The 23945-nt window shown below is 33.9% G+C and carries 23 protein-coding genes; 4 read left to right on the top strand and 19 right to left on the bottom strand.

Annotation, left to right across the window (positions count from 1 at the left end; all coding sequences use genetic code 11):
* Positions 1-84: 84 nt before the first annotated feature.
* The 6 genes from cshA to FC80_RS00220 all read right to left on the bottom strand — a co-directional run bounded on the left by cshA (position 85) and on the right by FC80_RS00220 (position 6455).
* Positions 85-1617, bottom strand: a complete 1533-nt coding sequence (gene cshA / locus FC80_RS00245; RefSeq protein WP_057828143.1) for a degradosome RNA helicase CshA — start codon at positions 1615-1617, stop codon at positions 85-87.
* Positions 1618-1654: 37 nt separating this feature from the next.
* Positions 1655-3022 carry a UDP-N-acetylmuramoyl-tripeptide--D-alanyl-D-alanine ligase gene (locus tag FC80_RS00240; protein WP_057828142.1) on the bottom strand — a complete coding sequence of 456 codons (1368 nt, stop codon included), beginning with the start codon at positions 3020-3022 and terminating at the stop codon, positions 1655-1657.
* A 258-nt stretch (positions 3023-3280) separates the two neighbouring features.
* Positions 3281-4063, bottom strand: coding sequence for a hypothetical protein (locus FC80_RS00235; protein WP_057828141.1), 783 nt, complete (start codon positions 4061-4063; stop codon positions 3281-3283).
* A 29-nt stretch (positions 4064-4092) separates the two neighbouring features.
* Positions 4093-4971 (bottom strand): zinc metalloprotease HtpX, encoded by an 879-nt coding sequence (htpX, locus tag FC80_RS00230; RefSeq protein ID WP_057828140.1) that lies wholly within the window; start codon positions 4969-4971, stop codon positions 4093-4095.
* Positions 4972-4995: 24 nt separating this feature from the next.
* Positions 4996-5553 carry a LemA family protein gene (locus tag FC80_RS00225; protein ID WP_057828139.1) on the bottom strand — a complete coding sequence of 186 codons (558 nt, stop codon included), beginning with the start codon at positions 5551-5553 and terminating at the stop codon, positions 4996-4998.
* Positions 5554-6020: 467 nt separating this feature from the next.
* Complete coding sequence (locus FC80_RS00220) at positions 6021-6455, bottom strand: GNAT family N-acetyltransferase (RefSeq protein ID WP_057828138.1); 435 nt, start codon at positions 6453-6455, stop codon at positions 6021-6023.
* Between the two features lie 190 nt (positions 6456-6645).
* Between FC80_RS00220 and FC80_RS09575 the strand changes: the two genes are divergently transcribed.
* Positions 6646-6783, top strand: a complete 138-nt coding sequence (locus FC80_RS09575; RefSeq protein WP_169790537.1) for a hypothetical protein — start codon at positions 6646-6648, stop codon at positions 6781-6783.
* Positions 6784-6969: 186 nt separating this feature from the next.
* Here FC80_RS09575 and FC80_RS00215 read toward each other — a convergent pair whose 3' ends face one another.
* Entirely contained in the window at positions 6970-8277 is a 1308-nt protein-coding gene (locus FC80_RS00215; RefSeq protein ID WP_057828137.1) for an NCS2 family permease, read from the bottom strand.
* Positions 8278-8479: 202 nt separating this feature from the next.
* On the opposite strand from FC80_RS00215, the gene FC80_RS00210 reads away from it, so the two are divergent.
* Positions 8480-9700, top strand: coding sequence for a multidrug efflux MFS transporter (locus FC80_RS00210; protein ID WP_057828136.1), 1221 nt, complete (start codon positions 8480-8482; stop codon positions 9698-9700).
* Between the two features lie 208 nt (positions 9701-9908).
* Here FC80_RS00210 and FC80_RS00205 read toward each other — a convergent pair whose 3' ends face one another.
* The 6 genes from FC80_RS00205 to FC80_RS00175 all read right to left on the bottom strand — a co-directional run bounded on the left by FC80_RS00205 (position 9909) and on the right by FC80_RS00175 (position 16719).
* Entirely contained in the window at positions 9909-10166 is a 258-nt protein-coding gene (locus tag FC80_RS00205; RefSeq protein WP_057828135.1) for a type B 50S ribosomal protein L31, read from the bottom strand.
* Between the two features lie 110 nt (positions 10167-10276).
* Positions 10277-11497, bottom strand: a complete 1221-nt coding sequence (rho, locus tag FC80_RS00200; RefSeq protein ID WP_057828134.1) for a transcription termination factor Rho — start codon at positions 11495-11497, stop codon at positions 10277-10279.
* 88 nt (positions 11498-11585) lie between these two features.
* Positions 11586-12848 carry a UDP-N-acetylglucosamine 1-carboxyvinyltransferase gene (locus FC80_RS00195; RefSeq protein WP_057828133.1) on the bottom strand — a complete coding sequence of 421 codons (1263 nt, stop codon included), beginning with the start codon at positions 12846-12848 and terminating at the stop codon, positions 11586-11588.
* Between the two features lie 1035 nt (positions 12849-13883).
* Positions 13884-15479, bottom strand: a complete 1596-nt coding sequence (locus FC80_RS00185) for a CTP synthase (protein ID WP_057828131.1) — start codon at positions 15477-15479, stop codon at positions 13884-13886.
* A 189-nt stretch (positions 15480-15668) separates the two neighbouring features.
* A complete protein-coding gene (rpoE, locus tag FC80_RS00180; protein WP_057828130.1) occupies positions 15669-16247 on the bottom strand; it encodes a DNA-directed RNA polymerase subunit delta in 579 nt (192 codons plus the stop codon).
* A gap of 43 nt (positions 16248-16290) precedes the next feature.
* The gene (locus FC80_RS00175; RefSeq protein ID WP_057828129.1) at positions 16291-16719 is read right to left on the bottom strand and encodes a YwiB family protein; all 429 of its coding nucleotides are present in this window, start codon (positions 16717-16719) and stop codon (positions 16291-16293) included.
* A 128-nt stretch (positions 16720-16847) separates the two neighbouring features.
* On the opposite strand from FC80_RS00175, the gene FC80_RS00170 reads away from it, so the two are divergent.
* A complete protein-coding gene (locus tag FC80_RS00170) occupies positions 16848-18236 on the top strand; it encodes an HD domain-containing protein (RefSeq protein WP_338038069.1) in 1389 nt (462 codons plus the stop codon).
* A gap of 165 nt (positions 18237-18401) precedes the next feature.
* On the opposite strand, the gene FC80_RS00165 is transcribed toward FC80_RS00170, so the two are convergent.
* The 6 genes from FC80_RS00165 to FC80_RS00140 all read right to left on the bottom strand — a co-directional run bounded on the left by FC80_RS00165 (position 18402) and on the right by FC80_RS00140 (position 22564).
* The gene (locus FC80_RS00165; protein ID WP_235807210.1) at positions 18402-18695 is read right to left on the bottom strand and encodes a hypothetical protein; all 294 of its coding nucleotides are present in this window, start codon (positions 18693-18695) and stop codon (positions 18402-18404) included.
* Positions 18696-18718: 23 nt separating this feature from the next.
* Positions 18719-19117 carry a hypothetical protein gene (locus FC80_RS00160; RefSeq protein ID WP_235807209.1) on the bottom strand — a complete coding sequence of 133 codons (399 nt, stop codon included), beginning with the start codon at positions 19115-19117 and terminating at the stop codon, positions 18719-18721.
* A gap of 156 nt (positions 19118-19273) precedes the next feature.
* A complete protein-coding gene (locus FC80_RS00155) occupies positions 19274-19639 on the bottom strand; it encodes a DUF3899 domain-containing protein (protein ID WP_057828161.1) in 366 nt (121 codons plus the stop codon).
* A gap of 16 nt (positions 19640-19655) precedes the next feature.
* On the bottom strand, positions 19656-20624 hold the full coding sequence (locus tag FC80_RS00150) for a hypothetical protein (protein ID WP_057828128.1): 969 nt from the start codon (positions 20622-20624) through the stop codon (positions 19656-19658).
* Positions 20625-20705: 81 nt separating this feature from the next.
* On the bottom strand, positions 20706-21473 hold the full coding sequence (locus tag FC80_RS00145; protein WP_057828127.1) for a YibE/F family protein: 768 nt from the start codon (positions 21471-21473) through the stop codon (positions 20706-20708).
* Positions 21470-22564 (bottom strand): YibE/F family protein, encoded by a 1095-nt coding sequence (locus FC80_RS00140; protein WP_057828126.1) that lies wholly within the window; start codon positions 22562-22564, stop codon positions 21470-21472. The genes FC80_RS00145 and FC80_RS00140 overlap by 4 nt, the downstream gene beginning before the upstream one ends.
* 162 nt (positions 22565-22726) lie before the next feature.
* On the opposite strand from FC80_RS00140, the gene FC80_RS00135 reads away from it, so the two are divergent.
* A complete protein-coding gene (locus tag FC80_RS00135; RefSeq protein ID WP_057828125.1) occupies positions 22727-23701 on the top strand; it encodes a biotin--[acetyl-CoA-carboxylase] ligase in 975 nt (324 codons plus the stop codon).
* Positions 23702-23945 lie beyond the last annotated feature (244 nt).

Raw genomic sequence — 23945 nt, 5'->3', positions numbered from 1 at the left:
TAATTACCTAATAGTCAAAAATTTTTTATTACTATACTCCGAAGTTAGTCAAGAAATTCTACTATAGTAACCTAGCACACGTGATTAACCTTCTTTTGTTCTAATCGTAAACTTTCTTTTCTTTTTATTGTCTCGATTAAATTTATCTCTGTTCTGATCTTTTTTAGGTTTACGACTACTGCTACTATTGCTACTACTCTTGTGACTGCCTGTTTTATTATCTCTTCTTTGGTAACCACCACTCTTACCACTTCTACGGTTACGATCATAATGACCAGCAGATGCCTTCTTCCGTCTTGGTAATGGACGTTCTGGTGTAATTTTAACAGGCACTTCGTTAGCAGCATCCTTAGTCATCACATTAAGTAACGCAGCAACCAAGTCTGTCGTTTCATATTTTTCAGTTAAAATATCAATTTGTTGTTGAAACTTTTGTGTATCTGTTTTTTTAATAAGTGTATCAATATCATCAATTGCTGAAGATATCTGCCCATTAAATGCTTCTTGTTCTGTAGGTGGCTTTAAATTACTCATACGTTTTTTAGTAAGATTCTCAATTACACGTAAATAATCCATCTCATTTGGTGTTACAAATGTAACAGAGACCCCATGGCGCCCCGCACGTCCTGTACGTCCAATACGATGCACATAACTTTCTGGGTCTTGTGGAATATCATAGTTATAAACATGCGTTACACCTGAAATATCTAATCCACGAGCTGCCACATCAGTTGCAACCAATATATCAAGTTTGCCAGCCTTAAATTGCTTTAAAATGCTCATACGACGTTGCTGAGACAAATCACCATGAATTCCCTTGGCATTATATCCTCTCGCTTCGAGACCCTTCGACAACTCATCAACACGTCGCTTGGTTCTACCAAAAACAATTGTTAACTCTGGCGCTTGTACATCAAGAATTCTAGTCATTGTATCGAATTTTTCAAAATCTCTTGATTTAACATAGTATTGATCAACTAAATCTGTTGTTAATTCTTTAGCTTTGATTTTAACAATACTTGGATTTTGCATAAACTTCTCGCCGATTTTCAAAATTGCTGGAGGCATTGTTGCAGAAAATAACAAAGTTTGACGTTCACTTGGAACAGCTTTGATGATACTTTCAATATCTTCTACAAATCCCATATCAAGCATTTCATCCGCTTCATCAAGAACCATCATTTTTACAGAATCCAATTTAACTGTTCTTCTTCTAATATGATCCAACAAACGTCCTGGTGTACCCACTAAAATTTGTGGAGCCTTCTTTAATGAGTTTATCTGGCGTCGGATATCTGCACCACCATACACAACTTGTACCTTTGCACGTTCATCACGTCCTAATCGGTATAATTCTTCTTGTGTTTGAATTGCTAACTCACGCGTTGGTGACACAATTACTGCCTGTATCTCGTTTACTTTTGTATCAATTTGATTTAATATTGGTAACCCAAAAGCTGCAGTCTTTCCTGTACCTGTTTGAGCTTGTCCAATAACATCTTTTCCTTTCAAAACCAAGGGGATTGTTTCTGCCTGAATAGGTGTTGCTTCTTCAAACCCACTACGGTTTATTGCCTTTAAGATATTTTCTGAAAGACCAAGTTCTGTAAATTTCAAAAATTATTTCCTCCTGTTATATAAAAAGCTAATTTCTCTATATTAATTGTTCTAGTACACTCTCCAGATGTATTCCATGACTTCCTTTTAACAATAACAAGTCATTAACATTCACTTCTTTTTGTAATGCCTTAACTAAGCCATCTTTATCAGTTGTCTTATACAAATGAAGTTGATTTTCTTCAAACTTTGCTGCTAACTTTGTAGCCAAATACTTAACTTCTTCCCCACAAAAATATACACTCTCAATTTTCTTTGGATTAATAACATCAGCTAAGCTTTCATGCATCTCTTTTGAATTTGCTCCAAGTTGAAGCATATCTCCAATAACCAAAATTCGTTTTCCATTTGTTGGAGCATTCGAAAAAGCATTAATAACTAGTTTGGCAGCAGTCGGATTGGAATTATAAACATCACTTAATATTTGCTCACCTTTTTTCCCAACTAACCACTGTGTTCTATTTTTTGTTAAAACAAAAGAATTGAGAGCTTTCTCCATTTCATCGACTGTAATATGGAAAAAATCTCCGACACTCAATGCAGCAATTGCGTTAGTAACATTATAGGAACCAATCATTGGAATCACAAAGTTTTTATTACTCCATTTTGCAACTCTAAAACTAGTTTTTTTATCACTACTAACAACATTTAACGCACGTACTTCAACATGCTCCGAAGTTCCAAAAGTAATTGTTTTTTGTTCAATATTCTTTGCTCTTTGGGTAAGCAAAGGTTCATCACCGTTATACACAAATACTCCATCTTCTTTTAGTCCATGAGTTATTTCCATTTTTGCATCTGCAATTTTTTCTCTAGTTCCAAAAAATTCAATATGCGCTTCACCAATCATTGTGATAACTGCAACATCAGGTTCCACAAGCAAACTGAGTTTCTCTAACTCACCAAAGTGATCCATTCCCATTTCAACGACTAAAACTTCAGTATTTGGCTCCATCGACAAAACAGTCATCGGTACACCAATAAAATTATTAAAGTTATCGTGTGTCTTTTGTACATTGAATCTTTGACTTAGAATAGCTGCTACCATATCCTTTGTCGTTGTTTTTCCATTACTCCCCGTAATAGCGACAACTTTAGGATTAATCTTCTGAAGATAATAATGCGCAAGTTTGTGCAAAGCCTGCAAATTATCAGCTACTACCAATTTTGGAATTATACGTGTATTTTCAACATGTCCTTCTTGCCACAACGTTGCAACCGCACCATTCTCAGCTGCTCTTTCAACATAATCATGACCATCATGTTCTGCAACTAACGGAACAAATAAAGCACCAGGTTTTAACGAACGTGTATCAAAAGAAATACTTGTCACCACTATTTCTTCCCATTCTTCTTTTGGTGTAACTTCTAGAGCTTTCGCAATCTCTGCTAATCGCATCTTCATTTAAAACTCTTCCCTTCATGACATACTGCCAAAAAGGCTAATTTTCTTAGCCAAAATAATAACATGCACAGCATCTCCATTAAAATTGTCCTATGCCATTGTATCACAAAAAATAAAACATCTTAAATTAAACGCAAAATAAGGCAGCAATTATTTATTGGTTTCTAATACTCTCATCATCTGAGTACCTCTAGCTATTTGCCAACGTAATAATAATTCTGCCACATAGTATTAATACTTTATTAAAATGACACATGACTACAGACTTAAATCATTTTCAATTAATTCTGGCACTAAAATATTAAATTTCCACTCCGCCTTGTCCAAATAGTACCTTAATTCCCCTACAAATTGTGATTTTTCAATCAACATAGTGGGCTCATGCCACTTTAATTGATATACAGAATCTGGAGCCAATAAGAAAGGAACGATTAATTCTTGACCTTTAATTTTTAGTCCCCCAAAATCAAACACCATACCATTCACAAGTAAGTCATCAATACTTTTGATAATTTCAACACTCATATTCTGAAAATGATGTCGAGATCTTAAAAATGACTTTTTTTCTCGATATATATCAGCCACCTTGTTGGTTAGGCTAGTTGCGAGAACTTGATAAAAGTGTGGCAAATAACGATAGTATACCTTTTTTGCACCATTAGGTAAAGTTAAATATACATAATTATTTTGTAATTTGTAATAAAAAGGCGATTTTATATGTGTATATGCATGTCCCAAATACAATAATTCAGCTACTTCACGCGGTGTTAATGCCTCTAAATCATTGACTTCATCAAAATCAATCCAATTAATATTTTGTTCTGTATTTCTGGTCAAAAATTTTTTTACATCTGTATCCTCTAAAAACATATTAAATCCAGAATAAATATCTATCTCTTGATTTGGATCTACATTATTAAGTGACAATAAATTTTGTGGCTTTAGTTCCACACCTCTAAAAAAATCTAAATTTGAAATCCCATACGTCAACGTTAAATGAGATACCTTCTCAACATGAACATATACAAGATTATTTCGCATTACCAATCCTCTATTCTACTTATAAAATATTACATTTTCTTTAACCGAGCAATTCGTTCATCTGTCGGGGGATGTGTATCAAATAGGTGAGTCCACGAATCGCCTTTAAACGGATTCGCAATATACAAAGAAGAGCTACTAGGATCTGCTGATTGCATTGGTTCACTACTAGAAATCTTTTCAAGTGCACTAATAAGTCCTTGTGGATTACGAGTCAACTCTATCGCAGATGCATCAGCAAGAAATTCGCGATTACGCGATAATGCCATTTGTGCCAAAGAAGCAGCTATTGGCCCAAGTATTAGCAAAACAATTGACAGTAATACCGCTATCCCATTTTTGTCATTGTCTCTTCTACGGTCTCCTCCCCACCAAAAAGAATTATAACCAATATTCACCAATGCTGAAATTACAGAAACAAGAGCCAAAGCGGTTGTTTGCAACCGAATATCATAGTTTCTAATATGTGAAACTTCGTGAGCTACTACCCCTTCTAATTCTTCACGATTTAGTCGTGTAAGCAACCCTTTAGTAACTGCAACAGCAGAATGTTCAGGGTCTCTGCCTGTCGCAAATGCATTTGGACTTTCATCATCAATTGTAAATACTCTTGGCATAGGAACTTTACCTACCAGTGCCATATCCTCAATAATATGCCATAATTCAGGGAAATCACTCTCTTGTTTAATTTCCTTCGCATTATTCATCCCCATTACAATATCAGTTGAACGTGCAAGCATAGACAACATATAAAAAGTACCAATAACAGCAGCTAATAAAATTCCCGCGCCAGTGCTATTAAAAAAAACATAACCAATCGAAGCACCTATCAAAATTACTAATAGAAAAAAAGCAATCATTACATACAATGTTCTTCTTTTGTTTCGTGCTATTTGCTGAAATAACATCTTCAAAACTCCTTCAACAAAATTTTATTCAAATGACACTTTAGGTGCAATCTTTTCCTCGGCTGGAACTTCTAAATAATTAACCTTTTCCAAGCCATGTGCTTTTGCAACCATATTGGAAGGAAATGTCATCAGTTTTTGATTATATGAAGCGGCTGAAGAATTAAATAGCTGACGTGAATATGCAATCTTATTTTCTGTATTCGTTAGTTCTTCCATCAACTTCGTAAATTCTTGGTTAGCTTTTAAATCAGGGTAACTTTCTGCTAACGCAAAAATAGACTTTAATGTCCCTGAAAGTTGATTAGAAACCTCCATTTTTTCCTCATGTGCATCTGCAGGTAATTGAACCATTTGATTCCTTAATTCAACTACCTTAGCAAAGGTCTCTTTTTCATGCTTAGCATAACCTTTTGTTGTCTCCACAAGGTTAGGTATTAAATCATTTCTCCGCTTAAGCTGTACATCAATTTGGCTCCAAGATTCTTCTGTATATACCTTAGCAGTTTGTAACCCATTATAAAGAGCGACATATCCCAAAATAAGCAATACAATAACCACAATAATAATAATCCAAATCATTGTAAATTCCTCCATAATTATATTAAAAAATTGTCAGTTCAACTCTAATTAATTACTACCTAAACTTTAAGTAATTCCATACACTATTAAAAATAGCAACACATCAAGTAAGGCTAACCAACGAATATCCTTTTCCATATCATAGCAAATTTGTTTAATATTATAAAGCCAGTTATACCACATTAAAGGCACAAATCTAAATTATATTCTGCGGTATTTTTTTAATCCATAATTTAAAAAATAAGCCATAACAAAAACTAATGTTTTGTTATGGCTTATTAACCGGTATCACTACTTAAAGTGATAGTAGGGTCACTCCACAATGAACACCTACAAACACACTGGAAATCCGCCAGTATATGTGTCCCGTTCGAAAAAAATCACTAGCCGCCACAGCGGAACGAATAAATTCGTCTGATTACTTCGACTCATCGCATAAAATTATTATAACATAACTTTCCAATAAATCAACGTAGAGTTTTTGTCATTTTATGATGCGCAATTCCGGCATCATAAAATCCTTCTCCAGAAACATTAAAACCTAGCTTGATATAAAAATCCTGGGCTTGGTCTTGTGCTCCTAATGTCAAATAATGTATATCTTCATTTATTGCAATTTCTTCAATACATTTCATTATTTCTTTAGCATACCCTTTACTACGATACTCTTTTAAAGTCGCAACTCGTTGAATATGCCAAGCACCATCTTCTTCATTAACTGTCCGTGCTGTTACTACTGCCTTAGAGTCTACATATCCCACATAATGCACTGCTAATTCTTCGCTATCAATTTCCATATTTTCTGGAACCCCTTGTTCAACCACAAAAACATTTTTTCTAATTTCAAGAGCATCCCTATAAACTATGGATTCTAGATCATTGGTTCTATAAAAAGCAATCATTTATTCATCTCCAATTCGAATTTTATTTATACCACCCATTTTACAGGTAGATGCTTTCCAACAAAAGATAAATTTTATATAATGATCTTATTTTTACATCATTATTTTTTTGAATTTCTTTGGCTTTTGGACTAGAATAAAGTTGTGGGACAAAAGCCACGTGTCGATTCCAAAAAAAGAGGCGATTACAATGTCACAAAAGTTGAGTAAAGAAGAAAAGAAAGCATTGGCTCGCAAAGCCTTAGAGGAACGCGCAAAACATCCCGTGAAAAAAGATGGATCAGGCTTTGCACGCCTTGATGCTGATGCAAAAAAAATAGAAAGATAAAACCAAGTCTTTCTGGCTGTTTTTTACACCAAACATAAAACTATACACTGCAAAAAGAAAATAACTGTCAGTGTATTAAAAGGGACTAAATCGAAACATATCATTTCGGTTTAGTCCCTCTATTTAACTAGAATAGTCAGAAAATTCTTTTAGTAAGCCAACTCTTCCAATCGGTCGTTTTTTTCACTAATTATTTAAAATCCAGAAAAAACCTATAAACACAAAGAATAAAATATACATAATCGGGTGAACTTCTTTTCCTCTTTTGGAAGCAATCATAGTGACTGGATATGCTATTATCCCAAGTGCCAATCCATCAGAAATACTATAAGTTAGAGGCATTCCTAATAAAATAAGAAATGAAGGAATTGCAATTTCCATCTTTTCCCACTCAACTTTTTTCATGTTCTGAGCCATCAAAACTCCAACAATAATTAAGGCTGGTGCTGTTACTTGATTCGTAACGACACTCAAAAGTGGTGAAAAGAACATTCCAAAAATAAATAAAATTCCTGTTACAACTGCAGTTAATCCTGAACGTCCACCAACAGCAATTCCAGCAGAGGACTCAACATAAGCTCCTACAGGTGAAGTTCCTAGCAAAGCTCCAGCAGTCATCGCTGTTGAATCTGATAATAATGCTTTACCAACTCTTGGCATCTTATTGTCTTTCATAAAACCAGCTTGTTGAGCCAATCCAACTAATGTTCCAGCAGTATCAAAGAACGTAACCAACAAGAAAGTAAGTACAACGACAACTAATTGTAATGAATTAATATCACCGATATGGTGTAATGCAACTAAAAAAGTTGGTTTCAAGCTAGGAGCACTAGACACTACAGAACTAGGTAATTTAATCATATTAGTAATAATTCCTAAAATCGCTGTTGCTGCCATACCAATAAAAATATTTCCTGGAATACGGCGAACTAATAAAATTGCAGTAACAATCAATCCAAAAATGGTTAACCAAGTTGTACCAGAAAAACTACCCAAAGCGACTAATGTAGATTTATCTGCTACAATTATTCCACCATCTTCTAACCCTATAAAAGCAATAAACAATCCTATACCAGCAGAAATTGCATATTTTAAATTGGCAGGAATTGCATCGATAATTAATTCACGCAGTTTAAAAATCGTAATTAGCAAGAATATAACTGATGCCACAAAAACACCTGCTAAAGCTGTTTGCCAAGGAACCTTCATCCCTATACAAACTGAATACGTAAAAAATGCATTAATTCCAAGTGCTGGAGCTGTCGCAATTGGATATTTTGCATATAGTCCCATTAAAATACATCCAATTGCACTCGCAATTGCTGTAGCCGTGAATACAGCTCCCTTGTCCATTCCTGAGTCACCTAAAACACTAGGATTAACAAAAAGAATGTATGCCATAGAAATAAATGTGGTAAATCCGGCCAATAGTTCACGACCAATAGTCGATCCTAATTCATTAATTTGAAAATAAGATTCGATTTTCTCTTTCAAAGTACTTACCCCTTTTCACGAACATTAAAATCCGCTTTTTTTATAAAACCCGTTAATAATATACTACATTGAAAAAAAAATGTAAATAACAAACTGATTCTCTCATAAATGTTCGGCTTTATTAAAAAAAGAAAGATTAGCTTGCTATCTTCTAAAATTTCGGAGAGAATATAATATTGACCAAAAGAAAAGAGATGGAGTTATGCGTAATAAAATAAATAAACTATTCTTCAGAAAGAAAGAAACATGGGAAAAAAATTTATTAGTTCTATGGTTTGGAACTTTTATGACTGGAATTGGTTTCAGTCTAGTCATGCCATTTCTTCCATTATATATAGATACTCTTGGAGAATTTTCAAAAAGGCAGTTGAACTTATATAGTGGTTTAACATATTCCGCTATGTTCATCGTAATGGCCTTTGTTTCCCCTTTATGGGGTAAGTTAGCAGATCGTAAAGGTCGAAAATTAATGTTACTACGTGCAGCATTTGGAATGTCAATTGTCATTGCATTAATGGGTTTTGTTTCCAATGTCTACCAACTTATATTACTAAGACTGCTACAAGGAGTTTTTTCGGGCTACGTCAGTAATTCTAATGCTTTAATTGCAACAGAAACTCCTAAAAAAAATAGCGGTAAAGCACTGGGAATTTTAATTACTGGAAACATTACAGGTACACTTTTCGGCCCGTTAGTTGGTGGTGTGATTGCTTCGCTTTTTGGTTATCGTCCAACATTCATCATCACCGGAATTATTTTATTCCTTGTTTTCTTACTAAGCCTTTTTTTTGTTCACGAAGATTTTGAACCTGTGAAAAAAGCCGATGTCCAAAATTCCATGCAAGTTTTCAGTCAATTAAAAAATAAAAGAATCATTATCGGTATGCTCGTTGCTACTTTAATAATTCAACTAGGAAATTTTTCAATAAGTCCAATTATTAGTCTATACGTTCGAGAACTTATGAAAAATTCTGGACCAATTACAATTGCAAGTGGAATTGTTGCATCTTTGCCCGGTCTTGCTACATTAATAGCTGCTCCTCGCTTTGGTGAACTCGGAGACAAAATCGGGACCGCAAGAATACTTAAAATTGGAATGCTATTTGCAACCTGCGTTTTTATCCCAATGTCTCTGGTAACTAATGTTTGGCAATTTGGCTTTTTACGCTTATTGATTGGCGTCTCCGATGCTGCTTTAATTCCTGCAGTTCAAACACTTTTGGCCAAGAACACCCCTCCAAATGCAACTGGTAGAATTTTTAGTTACAATCAATCCTTCCAAGCTCTTGGCAATGTTATGGGTCCATTGCTAGGTTCCACGATTTCTGGTTATTGGAGCTACAATGCTGTTTTCTTTTCCACAGCAGTTATTATTTTTACCGGATTCATATGGGTTGTTTTCGCGACAAAAAAACATAATTAGACAACTACCACAAGTCAGCTTAATCACATGATTAAAAAATTACGACCCACAAACCAAATGTTCTTATAATTCATGTTTATCTGAATAAACTATGAACTTGTTCTTAATTTTTAAATTTAATTCAGCAAAAAAGGCTACGTCAAAATAAAATTTGACATAGCCTTTTTACTAGTTACGTATCTAGCCTGTAACTGTATACAACAAAAAATTAGTCTTCCTTATTTGCAAAACCATATTTTTTATTGAAACGATCAACACGTCCGTCTGCTTGCGTGAACTTCTGACGACCTGTGTAGAATGGATGTGAATCACTTGAAATTTCAACACGAATTAATGGGTATGTATTCCCATCTTCCCATTCGATTGTTTCTGCTGAGTTCTTAGTTGAACCTGAGATAAACTTGTATCCTGTAGATGAATCTAAGAAAACAACTTCATGATAGTCTGGATGAATTCCTGGTCTCATTTTATACTCTCCTTTGCCCTGACTCATTTGCTGCGTCAGAGTTAATCATTTGTACAACAACAATAAGCATTTTAACACAAATAAAAGAGATAAGCAATTATCAATCCTATTTATTTTTTTCTAACCTTACTCTCCAATTTAGCAATAAAATCATTATTATCTTTTGTTTTTTTCATTTCAAGAATCACTTGTTCTGCTTGTCTTGCAATATCACCATTTAGTTCTTTGCGCAAATTCCACATAAAGTTCAATTTTTCTTCAGGAAGTAAAAGCTCTTCTTTTCTAGTACCCGACTTCTTTAAATCAACAGCCGGAAAGATTCTCCGTTCTGCCAAGTCTCGGGCAAGTTGTATTTCTTGATTACCCGTTCCTTTAAATTCTTCATAAATAACATCATCCATACGACTTCCAGTATCAACAAGTGAAGTTGCTAAAATTGTTAAACTTCCACCTTCTTCGATATTTCGGGCTGCTCCAAAAAACTTTTTGGGCTTGAATAAAGCAGCTGGGTCAATCCCACCAGAAAGTGTTCTTCCACTTGGAGGAACCACCAAATTGTATGCTCTCGCTAGTCTCGTCAACGAATCTAATAAAATTACTACATCTTGTTTGTCCTCAACTAACCTCATAGCACGCTCTAAGACAAGCTCAGATACCCTGACGTGATTTTCAGGTTTCTGATCAAAAGTTGAATAAACAACTTCTCCGTCTATTGTTCTCTCAAGATCCGTAACCTCTTCAGGACGTTCATCTATTAATAATACTAATAATTTAACCTGTGGGAAATTACTAGTAATCCCATTTGCAATTGCCTTCAATAAGCTTGTTTTTCCAGCCTTTGGTGGTGCAACAATCAATCCTCGCTGTCCAAAACCAATTGGAGCAAACAAATCCAATATTCGTGTCGATAAAATTGGATGCTCCGTTTCTAAGCGTAATTGTTTAGTTGGATATAGGGCTGTTAGCGCAGGAAAATGTGGCCTTTCTTTGGCATCTTCTGGATGTTTACCATTAACACTATCAACATGCATCATGCCATAATAACGTTCATTTGGTTTAGGAGGCCGTACTTTTCCTGCAACCATATCTCCGTTGCGCAACCCAAAACGTCTAATCTGTGACGAAGATATATAGATATCTTCTTGCGAAGGTCCATAATTAATTGGCCGTAAAAAACCAAAGCCATCTTGTTGTAACGATATATCTAAGACCCCAGACATATAATAAAAACCTTGCTCTTGTGCCTGAGCTCTAATAATTGCTAAGGATAGCTCTTTTTTATTCATTTGACTGTAATAAGGGATTTTAAACTTGCGTGCAAAAGAATAGATTTCTTTTAAATTTTTATTTTTTAAGTCTACTAATGTTAAATTTTCCGTAGTTTTTTCCCCTTTACTTTAAAGTATCGATATCTATTCACTATTCGTCAACTATTTCAATTTCAACATTTAATCCACGCAATTTATCAATTATTCGCTCATACCCACGTAAAATATTGTCTGCGTGTGTTATTGTTGTAACTCCCTTAGACATTAGTGCCAATCCAAGAAGAGCAACCCCAGCCCTAATTTCACTTGCCTTCACAGTTGCACCTCTTAAGTTGTTAGAATGTCCAATTGTAATTACACCATCCCGACTTGAAATCATTGCTCCCATTTTTTGCATTTCAGCAATATGCTTAATTCTTTCTGGATACAATGTATCGATAATCTTACTTTCCCCATTAGCTTTCATTAATAATGGCGTTATTGGTTGTTGTAAATCTGTAGCAAATCCAGGAAACGGTGACGTCTTAACAGTTACAGGTGTTAGATTTTCGCCGCTATTAACATAAATACTATCCTCATTTACTTCCAAATATATTCCCATCTCCACAAGTTTAGCAATAAATGGTTCCAAATGTTCAGTAATAACATTTTTCACCAACACACCTTCTCCGTTTGCAGCCGCAAACGCTAAATAGGTTCCAGCTTCAATTCTATCTGGAATGATAGTATGTGTATTTGTAGCCTCTAATTTTGAAACTCCCTTTATTCTAATAACATCTGTTCCTGCTCCGCGGATTTGTGCGCCCATATTGTTTAAAAAAGTAGCTAGATCTACAATTTCAGGTTCCTTTGCGGCATTTTCAATAATTGTAGTACCTTTTGCTTTAACCGCGGCTAAAAGAACATTAATAGTTGCACCAACAGAGACAATATCAAAAAAAATCCGCGCACCTTGTAATCCATTTTCTCCAGTGGTAATTCTAACAGCATCATTTTCCTCAACAACCTGAGCTCCTAAAGCTCTAAAGCCCTTAATATGCTGGTCAATTGGTCTTGGTCCAATATTATCTCCACCAGGAAAACCAACAATTGCTTCCCCAAATTTGCCTAACAAAGCCCCCATAAAATAATATGATGCGCGTAAACTTTTAATCGCACCACCAGGTAGAGGAACATTTTCTATTTTAGTTGGATCAATTTCCAGTTCACCTTTATTAAAAAGCGACTTCACATTCATTGATTCCAAAATCAACATCAAATTGTGTACATCCAAAATATCTGGTACAGAATCAAATTTTACCGATGTATCTGCTAAAATAGCAGCCGGTATAAGGGCAACTGTACTATTTTTCGCTCCGCCAATCGTGACTTTGCCTGACAGTTTTTGCCCTCCTCTAATAATCATTTTTTTCATTTTTATAAAATCTCCACTCGATTATCAAGTCAATATAATCCACAACAAAGTGCCTAAATTTTTGGCACACCAACTTTGAGCACAAAAAACATGCCTCTTTTTATATTACAAGATAGCTGGGACCGTTTCAATTAAAAACATCTTAATTTAAGCATTTTATTCTTAAATATTTATTGAAAAGCTAAACTAGTTGCTGAATTTCACATAAATTACCAATTATTCATTATCTCGATAACAACCTAATGACTTTTTAAGGACTCAAATAATAATTCACTTCTATATTTTACGAAAAAAAAAGACTAAATCAAAAGTCATATTCTGATCTAGTCTTTTATAATATTCCTGTTAATTAAAAATTAGCTGTTAAATACCACATTATTTACAATCTCGTGTCAGCAACTTTTTCTCACTCTGTTATTCGCTGAGTGTGAAATTTCTACCAAACTGATTAAGCCTGTGTTCATAAATATCAAGTTCATACTATGTCTAGGAAAAAAGTGCATGCATTATTATCGCTACATCATATACTGTAAAAATTAAAAACGCAGTACCTATGATACTTAATGTGTATCCTATAATTTTTCGCTTTTGTTTTATTTTACCTATTCCAAAACTTAATAGAGTAACTCCTAGAACTATGGCGAATATTAATATATATAATCCCATAACAGTTTTCTCCTACTCTTTTTTGCCTAATTCACATTTTTATGTTCAAAACCATAATTCCTGTAGTTTAGCAAATTGAAAGCCGAACGTAACTATTATGACCATACTGGCTAGCTAGCTGACTACTAATCAGCATGGTCAATCGTTAAACACAATTATAACTTTTTAAAAAATAAAATCACACACGGTCTGACTATCGTAATAATCAATTGAATAAGATAATCATTTAAGCAAGCACATATTATAACTTGTGAGTTTTCAAACACTCCCAACAGTCACTAACCCACTAATTAAATAACTATCCTCCTCAAGAAACATTGGCCAATACGCACTTTTTATTACTTTTGTACCATTTTTAATTTACACCTATTATTTTGAACTTGCAATTACAAATGCATGGAACAAACCTTCAGGACGTTGTGGTCTTGATAAAAATTCTGGATGATATTGTGCGGCAACAAAGAACTTATGTTGACTCAATTCAACGACCTCCACCAAATGATTATCTGGAGATGTACCCGCAAATGTTAACCCATTTTCCATAAATACCTTACGATATTCATTATTGAACTCATAGCGATGACGATGACGCTCTTGAATCACTTCCTGGTTATCGTATGCTGCGGCTGCAACTGAACCTTGTTTTAACTTACATGGATACAATCCTAATCGCTGTGTTCCTCCCATTTCCTCAACATCTTCTTGGTCAGCCATTAGGTCAATAATTTTATTAGCACATTTTGCATCCACTTCCGTTGTGTTAGCATCCTCTAGCCCAACAACATTTCTTGCAAACTCAATACATGCCATTTGCATTCCCAAACATATTCCTAAAAATGGAATATTATTCTCACGAGCATATTTAATTGACTCAATCATTCCTTCAAGTCCACGATCACCAAAACCACCTGGGACAATTATTCCATCGTATGAACCTAGTTCGCTAGCAATATTTTTTGCATTTAATTTTTCTGAATCAAACAATGCAATTTCAATATCTGCATTTATTGTATAACCTGCATGTTTCAATGCTTCTGCAACCGAGATATACGCATCTGGCAATTTTACATATTTACCTACCAATGCAATTTTTACTGTTCTATTTAAATTTTTAACTCGCTTCGTTAAATCTTCCCATTCAGTCATATCAGACTCTGGTGATGTAAGGTGTAACAACTTGCAAACAATATCATCCATGTGCTGTGATTTTAAATTCAATGGAATTTCATAAAGAGTTTCAACATCCATCGATTCAATCACAGCTTCTGGTTCAACATCACAAAAACTTGCTATTTTGTTGCGCATACTGTCAGAAATATGTTGTTCAGTTCTTACAACCAAAATATTAGGCTGTATCCCTAAGCCACGCAATTCCTTAACACTATGCTGTGTTGGCTTTGTCTTCATTTCACCAGCAGCTTTAAGATATGGAACTAACGTTGTATGAATATAAACAACATTCTCACTTCCAACATCTGCTTTCATTTGACGTAAAGCTTCCAAAAAAGGCAATGACTCAATGTCACCAACAGTTCCTCCAACCTCTGTGATTACAACATCAGCATTAGTTGTGGTTCCTGCACGCATTATTTTTTCTTTAATCATATTCGTAATATGAGGAATCACTTGAACAGTAGCACCTAGATAATCACCACGGCGCTCTTTGCGAATTACCTCAGAATATATTTTACCAGTTGTAACATTTGAGTATTTATTCAAGTTAATATCAATAAAACGTTCATAATGTCCCAAATCCAAGTCTGTTTCAGTACCATCATCTGTTACAAAAACCTCTCCGTGTTGATAAGGACTCATTGTGCCGGGATCCACATTAATATAGGGATCGAATTTTTGAATCATAACTTTTAGTCCACGATTTTTTAACAATCTTCCAAGAGAAGCTGCAACGATTCCCTTTCCTAACGATGACACAACGCCACCTGTCACAAAAATATATTTGGTCATTAAAAATTCTCCTTTGAATATTTTTTCAGGGTAAGCACACTATAAGTGTACATAAAAAACAAAATAACAAGCTCCCTATTCTGGTGAATAGGGAGCTTGTATACTTACCGTTCAATGACTTCATTAAACAACATGAAGTGCCCAATAAAGATTCTACCCAAAAAGCATACTTTAGTCAAGCTTTAGTCATTACAATTCTTCTTCATCATCAATGTCATCATCTGACATTTCAGTTAGCTGTCCTTCAATACCATCTGGTAAATCTTCATCTTCATCATCTGAATCATCAATGTCATTTAAATCTTTACTATATTCCTTAAGTTCTGTATTATCTTCATCTTCACTTGCGTAATCAATGTCTAGATCATCATCTTCAGGATCATCATCATTATAATCAATGACATCATCATCTTCGCTTGCATCAGCCATAAAGGCATTAACTTTTTTACGTTTTTTACTCTTTGGCTCATCAGTTTCTTCATCCTCAGTATGAACAACTGCTTCGTCAATAGAATCATACGGATACCATGAACGCAAGCCCCAAAGATTATCACCCAATGAAATAAAGCTACCATCTACATTTAAGTCAGTGTAAAATTGTGAGAGTCTTTCCCTAATCTCCTCGTCGCTCTTGCCAAGATATTCTTGCACAGCATTTACCAAATCGGCAAAAGGAGTAACATCTCCTCGTTGACTTAAAATTGCATGTGCAACTTCAATCAATGATAGTTCACTTCTGTTAGCATCCTTGAATTTTTCTAGCTCCAAACGGTACACGTCCCTTCTACAGTCTAAATATTATCATACATTCTTAACCAACAAATTGCAATCTAATTTTGTATTCTCCTAAAAGTTCACCATTACTATACAAAAAATAATTGATTGCCACATTACCCACTAGTGGTAATTCATCAATAGTTACATTCAAAACAGGCGTGACTGTTTCAATCGGAATTTCTCCATAAGGCGTACGATAAACTGCAGCTATTCTTTTATTATCTTCAAAAAAAAGCTGCATTCTCATATCGTTAGTTTTTCGAATTAATTGAATACCACCATCAAAACTAATTTTAAAAGTTACAATTGCACTTTCTTGACTGTCATCTTCATTATATCTAAGATACATAGAATTACCCATTTGAAAAACTTGACCCTTAAATTTCCGTTCATACTTACTAGTCTCGCCATTTTGCTTTGTTATCGTCTTGAGATCTACTAAAACAGGTGTTCCACTACTCAAAAAATCACCTCTTTTTATATCAGTATATTATACCATTTTTCTGAGTAACCAACTATAACTTATTATCCGCTACTATGCAATAAATATTATATTAGGCTATAATACACTTAGTTTACCAAAACGTCCTATTGTTTAAGGGAGGGTTAGTCATCACTATTTATAAAAGTAAAAAATTAAACCGAGAAAAAGTTTTAAGAGATCCCATTCACAGTTATATTTATATCCAACATCAAGTCATTCTAGACTTAATTAATACTCGTGAATTTCAACGCCTACGCCGAATTCGTCAACTTGGAACTGCCAGTAGTACATTTCATGGTGCAGAACATTCTCGTTTTACGCATTCTGTAGGAGTATATGAGATTACCCGCCAAATTTGTGACAATTTTCAAAGAAACTATCCTACAAAAGAAGATGGCGATGGCCTTTGGAATGATAATGAACGACTTATTGCTCTTTGCGCTGCTTTGCTACATGATATTGGCCATGGTCCGTACTCGCATACTTTCGAACATATTTTTGGTACCAATCATGAAGATTTGACTGTTGCAATTTTAACCTCTCCTTCTACAGAAGTTAATAAAGTTTTACGTGCAGTTGCTCCTGAGTTTCCAGAAAAAATTGCAAGTGTCATCCAAAAAACATATCCAAATCAACAAGTTGTCCAAATGATTTCCAGTCAGATTGATGCCGATCGCATGGATTATCTACTCAGAGATTCATACTATACAGGTACTAACTATGGGACCTTCGATTTAAAACGAATTTTACGTGTTATGCGTCCATATGAAAAAGGTATTACCTTCCATATTAGTGGAATGCATGCAGTCGAAGACTATATCGTAAGCCGTTTCCAAATGTATCAACAGGTTTACTTCCATCCAGTTTCTCGTTCTATGGAGGTAATCTTAAATCGCTTGCTCCAAAGAGCTAAATTCTTGTTTGAGCATAATCGTCTTTCGCAATCTAGCTCACCGTTACTATTGCTACCTTTTTTTGAAAATAATTTTTCTGTTGAAGATTACATCCATCTGGATGATGGCGTTTTAAACACATATTTCATTCAATGGTCTAGAAGTTCTGATAAAATTCTAAGTGACTTAGCTCGCCGTTTTTTAAATCGCAAACCTTTAAAATCAGCTAGGTTTTCTCAAGAAACAAAGCAACTGTTGCCCAAATTACGTGATTTTGTAACTGCTGCTGGTTACAATTCTGATTATTATACCGCAACAAATGATAGCTTCGATCTTCCCTATGATGTGTATGCACCAAATCAGAATCGAAAAAAAACACAAATTGAATTATTCCAAGATGATGGTACTCTAGTTGAACTTTCCGTAATCAGTAAGCTTGTTGCTGCTATTACTGGAGAAGTTTCGGGTGATGAACGTTTCTTTTTTCCAAAAGAAATGCTTGCTTCCCCTGATCAAATTGATTTATTTACCCCAATCTATGAGCAATTTCAAAAATATCTAAAAAATGGTTGGTTATTTAACAATGATAATAATAACAACTAGAATGTCTTGAGATTTTCCCAATAAATTTAAAACATTTGCTATCTTAAAAAGTACACAAGAAAAGCTAGACCAAACATTAATTTGGCCTAGCTCGTCTTATATTCAAGATTCTATCGTCTTCAAATCAGTAAATTTTCTCGATACCATATTTTGCCTATATGCGAATCATAATATCATTAATTTTCTTTGTGGGTTTCCAAGCTGGTCCACCAAGTCCCATCCTGCTGCTGTTAGGTTCCCTGGGCATAAATTTACAAAATGATTCTCAATTTTCTTTGGACATTTTGTAATTATTTGTGCCGTAAAAAGCAACATTTCGACAGTTGCTAGTTGTCTTAGTCCAACACCCATCGTGAAAGAAAAATCGATTAATTCCCTTTCTTTTGGTTCTTCACCTTCTTCAGAAGAAAATTGAGACATAAACATCAAAAAAGCTTCTACAAATTCGTAATCAATCAATTATTTTCCTCCTCAATTTCCAATTAAATATAATAACATTCATCAATATTTAAAATATCATTTCGAATCTTTTTTACTTGCTCATGTAATTCAGGATTCTTTGAAATTTTATTTTCAAAAACAACCAATATGCTAATTATTTCTTCTAGCCGATCAATTTTTTTAATAATTTCTCTTTTTTCATTACTATCTTTGCTGTCTGACGTAACAGAAGTTAGACAAGGTATATCCTTCAATATTTTTCTATATCTAGCTAAAGCAAATTTGATATTCAAAGTTGAAGAAATCGTTTTAAAATTCTCTGGATCTTGACAATTTTCTAATAAATCAAAAATTTCTGGATAATACCACAATTTAACTGTGTACTCACCGTAGTAACGTTCAAAAACTTTCTCTTCATTTACAACTCCACTTATCTTCATTACTTTCACCTTGTTCTATGAATTAAATAACTATCCTTCTTTATTGTGAAGTTTACTATTATTCGAACATTTACCGGTTTTTATTTTTTTTATAACTGCAAAAAAAAGAAACCATCTTACAAAAGCAAAATGATTTCCTCTACTAATAATAAAAGTCTACAATGTAATAACAATTGCCAATATGATATATGAGGCTCCAATAATCAACATACTCCTACCAAACCTACTGAATCTAACTGGCTGATTTTTCATTCTTCCAACTTCACGTATCTTTATTTTAGATTGTTCATATTCATCATCAGTTTCACCTTTTTTTTTGTGCCTAAACCAACCAGCTAACAAATGCGCTCCCAATAAAATATCCACCACTGCAAGGCAAATTGTGCCTAGCCCAATCATAAATAAAATATTTGAAACAAGAACTTTATCTATTCCTATAAGTGCCATAATAGCTATCAGTAATCCTAAAATTTGAATAACTGAAACACTCTTAAAGTAATATTTTTTTTTAAATTGATTCATTAGTTTTCCATCCATATTAATTGATATTTACATATTCTCCCGTAATTTCATCGGCCTTTTGAACTTTCCCAGTAGAATAATTATACTTGTACATACCTTTCAAATTAGAAACATTCACATTATCTGGGCTAGTATGCCTGATTTCAATTTGATAAGTACTATCATCTATTTTGGTAACATAGTATTGATCGCCTGCTTCTTGTGGAATACCTGTCACTGCACGAAACTTTGTCAATACTTGATCATTAGTTACCTCTGCAACCACAGAAGACACTTGACTATTGGTTGCACTACTAATCGAGTTGCCAGTTTGGCTAGCGTAAGTAGAGCTTACAATTTTCGAGCTTCTAGCATTAGTATATCCACTTGACGCTTTATAATTTGCTGAAGATGTTTCAGCAGCCTGGCTTTGATTTTGCGCTGTAGCAATTTTTTGCTGATATCCCTTAACTTTTTCTTGATATGAAGCAACTGCTTGATATTTATTTGACAAAGCCATTAGAACTTGTAAGCTTCCACCTGCTTCTGAATACTTCCCCGCATTATAATAGGCAAGTGTCTCATCATAATAAATTTTCGCTAATTTAACTGCTTGATATTCTTTTTGTACTGCCGTAATTTGTTCAACTAATTTATCCGGACTTTTAATTTCACTAAGCTTTTGTAACTTTTCATTTGCCAAAGAAAGATTACTCTCAGTAACTGCTCTTTTAGCAGTTAACAAGTTTCCAAGATTATCATACAAATCTTTAATTTTCTTAGTTGCCGATTTACTTTTAATAATCTCACCTAATTCACGATATGCTTGTCGTGATGCTCCTTTATCAAGATATTCAAGTGCATCCGCATAGTGTGATTTAACTTGTTGAGTAGACATTGAAGAATCACTGCTTTGCCCATTGTTCTCTGATGAACACCCAACTATCATGATAGTTAGTAAAGTCAATGTTATCCCCAAAAATATTTTTCTTACTCTTGCTTTCATTACAATTACCTCCCTACTATAATTGTCCCTGGAAAAATTATAACATGTTAATTCTATTTAGTCGTTCGACACCAAAGAACTCTATCGCTTATTCCCAGATTTTGCTTTGCTAGTTTTCAAAACTGTCATTTCAATTGTCACCCAAATTACTAAAACTACTGAAATAGCTGCATAAATAACTAACATAGTCTCGCTAACAAAAATTTTAGAGTTTGCATAATAACCAAAACTTGCATCTAATTTGGAAATTAAAATAAATAATGCCAAATTACCACCAAACATCCCAAAAAATAAAGTATTAAATGTCATTCCCATAATTTGCAACCCAATATTTCTTCCACTTAATCGCAATTCATTAGCAGTTTTTGATCCGCCCTGCTCAATTATTTCTTCCATCCCACTTGCAACCGCAATTGCAGCTTCAGCAATTGCACCTAATGTACTTAGTATTGTAGTCGCAATCGCAATTGATGAAAAATTTACTCCAATTGCAACGTTAAAAGCTTCAATTTCTTCTGATTGTTCACTACTAAAACCATAAATCTGCATTAAATAATTCATTGGGATAATTAATATTAACATAACCATTAGGACTAACAAAGTTGCTAAAAATGCAGTATTTGTTTGTGCTTCATTTTCGTTTCCAACATAAATAATAATTGCGAGCATCGAAATCCCTGTAAACATCATCACAAAAATTGGAGGGAATCCACCAGAAATCAAAATAACAGTCAAAAAAAGAAGTCCAAAATTAACAATAAGTGTAATAAAAGCGGAAACTCCCCTCCTACCACCGCTAAAAATCATCAAACACAATAAAACTAGAATTAGTGCTATTAGTGTGCTCATTTTTCACTTCCCCCTAATGACCAAGCAGCAATTAAGCTTGCTGCTGGAATTACCAAGGCTATCCCAATTCCACTAATCACTGCTTGCGTTAAGCCAAGTGACATTGTCCATGAAAATGTGTAACCGATTGTATTTCCTGTTCTAAAATACAATACAGCCATCGTAAAAGTTTCTGCAAAAAAAATTAATAATAATACATTAATTAAAGGACCCATAATGTCTTTACCTACTTCTCTTCCAGATTGATAGAGTTGTTGGAATGTCACTTGTGGTTGGCTTCTCTTGAGTTCAAATAACGTTGAAACAATGTCAGTCGAAGCGTCCATTACTGTTCCCAATAATCCAATTAAAGTGGCCGATAAGAATAGTTGTTTTGGCTGCTGCGTTGCAAAATCTAGTGCTTCATAATGCATCCCATTATCCTGAGTAATCCACATAATAACAATCGAAATTAGTAATGCTATAGACGTTCCACTAACAATAGACAAAAAAGTAACCCAAAATTGCTTATTAAGCCCAACTATCATGGCTAATGTAATTGCAGTAAAGATAACTGCACTCACTGCAAAAATTACAAAGAAGTTAGTAATATTCCACCATACATCAAGTTGCACAATTATCAGGAATAAAATGAAGTTAATCAAGACACTTATAATTGTTCGTAATCCATCAATTTTCATTACAATAAACAGTAAACAAATCATAATCCAACACATCATAAACAAATAAGTATCCCGCTTATAATTTGTAGGTGTTACCTCATATTTCCCATTTTCCTTGCTTATAGTAACAAATATTTGCTGACCTTTTTGATAATTCTGACTTAATCCTCCTGAAGCAGCATATGTATTTTGAAAACTAAATTTTTTCCCTTTTTTTTCACCATTCAAAATTAATCCATCTACTCTTTGATTAGTTTTTTTATCATGGTTTCCATATTCATCTGAAGTTTTAAATGTCTTTCCTTGCGATACTTCGGTAACTTGCAAAATTGTTTGCTTATACAAAAAGGCATCATGCGTAGATATTACAAAAATTACAATAGCTCCTAAAATCATAATAATACATTCAAAAAAAAGCTTTTTCCTCATAATTATGGCACTCTCTTTCCTTACTACATTGGATAAAGATAACATCCATCTTGCTTTTTTTAAAGAATTAATCCCTTTTCTTAAAAGAAAAAAGACAATTTGAAAAGCCTATGTTTAATCTTTATAATTACAATTATAACAACACTAAAGGAGTTTTCTTTTATGAACAACATACAAAAAGTCTTGCAATTTATTTCAAATTCATCAGACTATGTTTCTGGTGAAAAAATTGCCACAGAGTTTTCTCTTTCACGTACAGCAATCTGGAAAATTGTAAAAAACTTGCAAAATATGGGTTATCCTATTAAAAGTAAAATGCATCTAGGTTATTACTATGAAGATACCAATAAACTTAATGAGTTCATCATCCGAAAAAATTTACCCCAAAATTTGGAAACGATAAATTTTGAATTACATGATTCTTTAAAATCAACTAACATCCGCGCAAAAGAACTCAGCACCAATACGAATACGACTCAAAACACTACCCCGACTATAATTATAAGCGATCAACAAACAGGTGGATATGGCAGATACGGTCGTTCATTTACATCACCTAGCCAAACTGGGATTTACATGAGTATTCTTTTACAAACTGATATGAACACTTTAAATCCAGGTTTATTAACGACTGCTACTGCACTTGCAATCACCCGGACAATTGAGCGAGTTTTGGGGGTATCTCCACAAATTAAATGGGTAAATGATGTTTTGGTAGACAAAAAAAAAGTTGTTGGTATATTAACTGAAGCTGTCAGTGATATTGAAAGTGGCTCAATTAATCAAGTAATTGTTGGCATTGGCATTAATTATTTATCAGATATTTCTCTTTTCCCGCTTGATATTCAAGCACGCATAGGTACTTTAAAAGACATCGTTACTACCAAGAACATATCACGTAATTTTTTTATCTCCCAAATACTAACTGACTTTTTCCACTTATACTCAACCTACCAATCCGGAGAATTCATTGCCGAGTATAAAGAAAAATCTAATCTTCTTTTCAAGAATGTTACTATCACCCAGGGTCAAAATAAAAAAATGGGATTTGTCATTGATATTGATAATAAAGGACGACTTGTATTAGAAGATGGTACAATCCTTAATTCTGGAGAAGTTACCAAAATCAGGCTGTAAAATTTTCTCTTTTTCATTAATATACGAAAAAAGGCTGACTCAAAAAAATTCTAAGACTCAACCTTTAGTTTGTTGTAAAAAAGGATGCTGCAGTGATTATATTTACGTAATCACTGCAGCATCCTTTTTGAGCTATATTTTTATTTACCCCATTAAATATGGGCCATAAGGCAGTATACTTATGCTCTTTGATTTTAGGGGTCGGAGAATGTGTTGCCCTTAGAATTTGAACACAAGCTACTGG

Origin of the sequence: Liquorilactobacillus cacaonum DSM 21116 (assembly GCF_001436735.1) — a bacterium.
GTDB lineage: Bacteria > Bacillota > Bacilli > Lactobacillales > Lactobacillaceae > Liquorilactobacillus > Liquorilactobacillus cacaonum.
The sequence above is the reverse complement of the archived record's forward strand: the minus strand, read 5'-3'. Positions and strand labels throughout refer to the sequence as shown.

Excerpts from the sequence above, each read along its gene's own strand:
- FC80_RS00240 (WP_057828142.1), bottom strand. The coding sequence starts at position 3,022 with ATGAAGATGCGATTAGCAGAGATTGCGAAAGCTCTAGAAGTTACACCA.
- FC80_RS00235 (WP_057828141.1), bottom strand. The coding sequence starts at position 4,063 with ATGCGAAATAATCTTGTATATGTTCATGTTGAGAAGGTATCTCATTTA.
- htpX (WP_057828140.1), bottom strand. The coding sequence starts at position 4,971 with ATGTTATTTCAGCAAATAGCACGAAACAAAAGAAGAACATTGTATGTA.
- FC80_RS00225 (WP_057828139.1), bottom strand. The coding sequence starts at position 5,553 with ATGATTTGGATTATTATTATTGTGGTTATTGTATTGCTTATTTTGGGA.
- FC80_RS00220 (WP_057828138.1), bottom strand. The coding sequence starts at position 6,455 with ATGATTGCTTTTTATAGAACCAATGATCTAGAATCCATAGTTTATAGG.
- FC80_RS09575 (WP_169790537.1), top strand. The coding sequence starts at position 6,646 with ATGTCACAAAAGTTGAGTAAAGAAGAAAAGAAAGCATTGGCTCGCAAA.
- FC80_RS00210 (WP_057828136.1), top strand. The coding sequence starts at position 8,480 with ATGCGTAATAAAATAAATAAACTATTCTTCAGAAAGAAAGAAACATGG.
- FC80_RS00205 (WP_057828135.1), bottom strand. The coding sequence starts at position 10,166 with ATGAGACCAGGAATTCATCCAGACTATCATGAAGTTGTTTTCTTAGAT.
- FC80_RS00195 (WP_057828133.1), bottom strand. The coding sequence starts at position 12,848 with ATGAAAAAAATGATTATTAGAGGAGGGCAAAAACTGTCAGGCAAAGTC.
- FC80_RS00185 (WP_057828131.1), bottom strand. The coding sequence starts at position 15,479 with ATGACCAAATATATTTTTGTGACAGGTGGCGTTGTGTCATCGTTAGGA.
- FC80_RS00160 (WP_235807209.1), bottom strand. The coding sequence starts at position 19,117 with ATGAAGATAAGTGGAGTTGTAAATGAAGAGAAAGTTTTTGAACGTTAC.
- FC80_RS00155 (WP_057828161.1), bottom strand. The coding sequence starts at position 19,639 with ATGAATCAATTTAAAAAAAAATATTACTTTAAGAGTGTTTCAGTTATT.
- FC80_RS00150 (WP_057828128.1), bottom strand. The coding sequence starts at position 20,624 with ATGAAAGCAAGAGTAAGAAAAATATTTTTGGGGATAACATTGACTTTA.
- FC80_RS00145 (WP_057828127.1), bottom strand. The coding sequence starts at position 21,473 with ATGAGCACACTAATAGCACTAATTCTAGTTTTATTGTGTTTGATGATT.
- FC80_RS00140 (WP_057828126.1), bottom strand. The coding sequence starts at position 22,564 with ATGAGGAAAAAGCTTTTTTTTGAATGTATTATTATGATTTTAGGAGCT.
- FC80_RS00135 (WP_057828125.1), top strand. The coding sequence starts at position 22,727 with ATGAACAACATACAAAAAGTCTTGCAATTTATTTCAAATTCATCAGAC.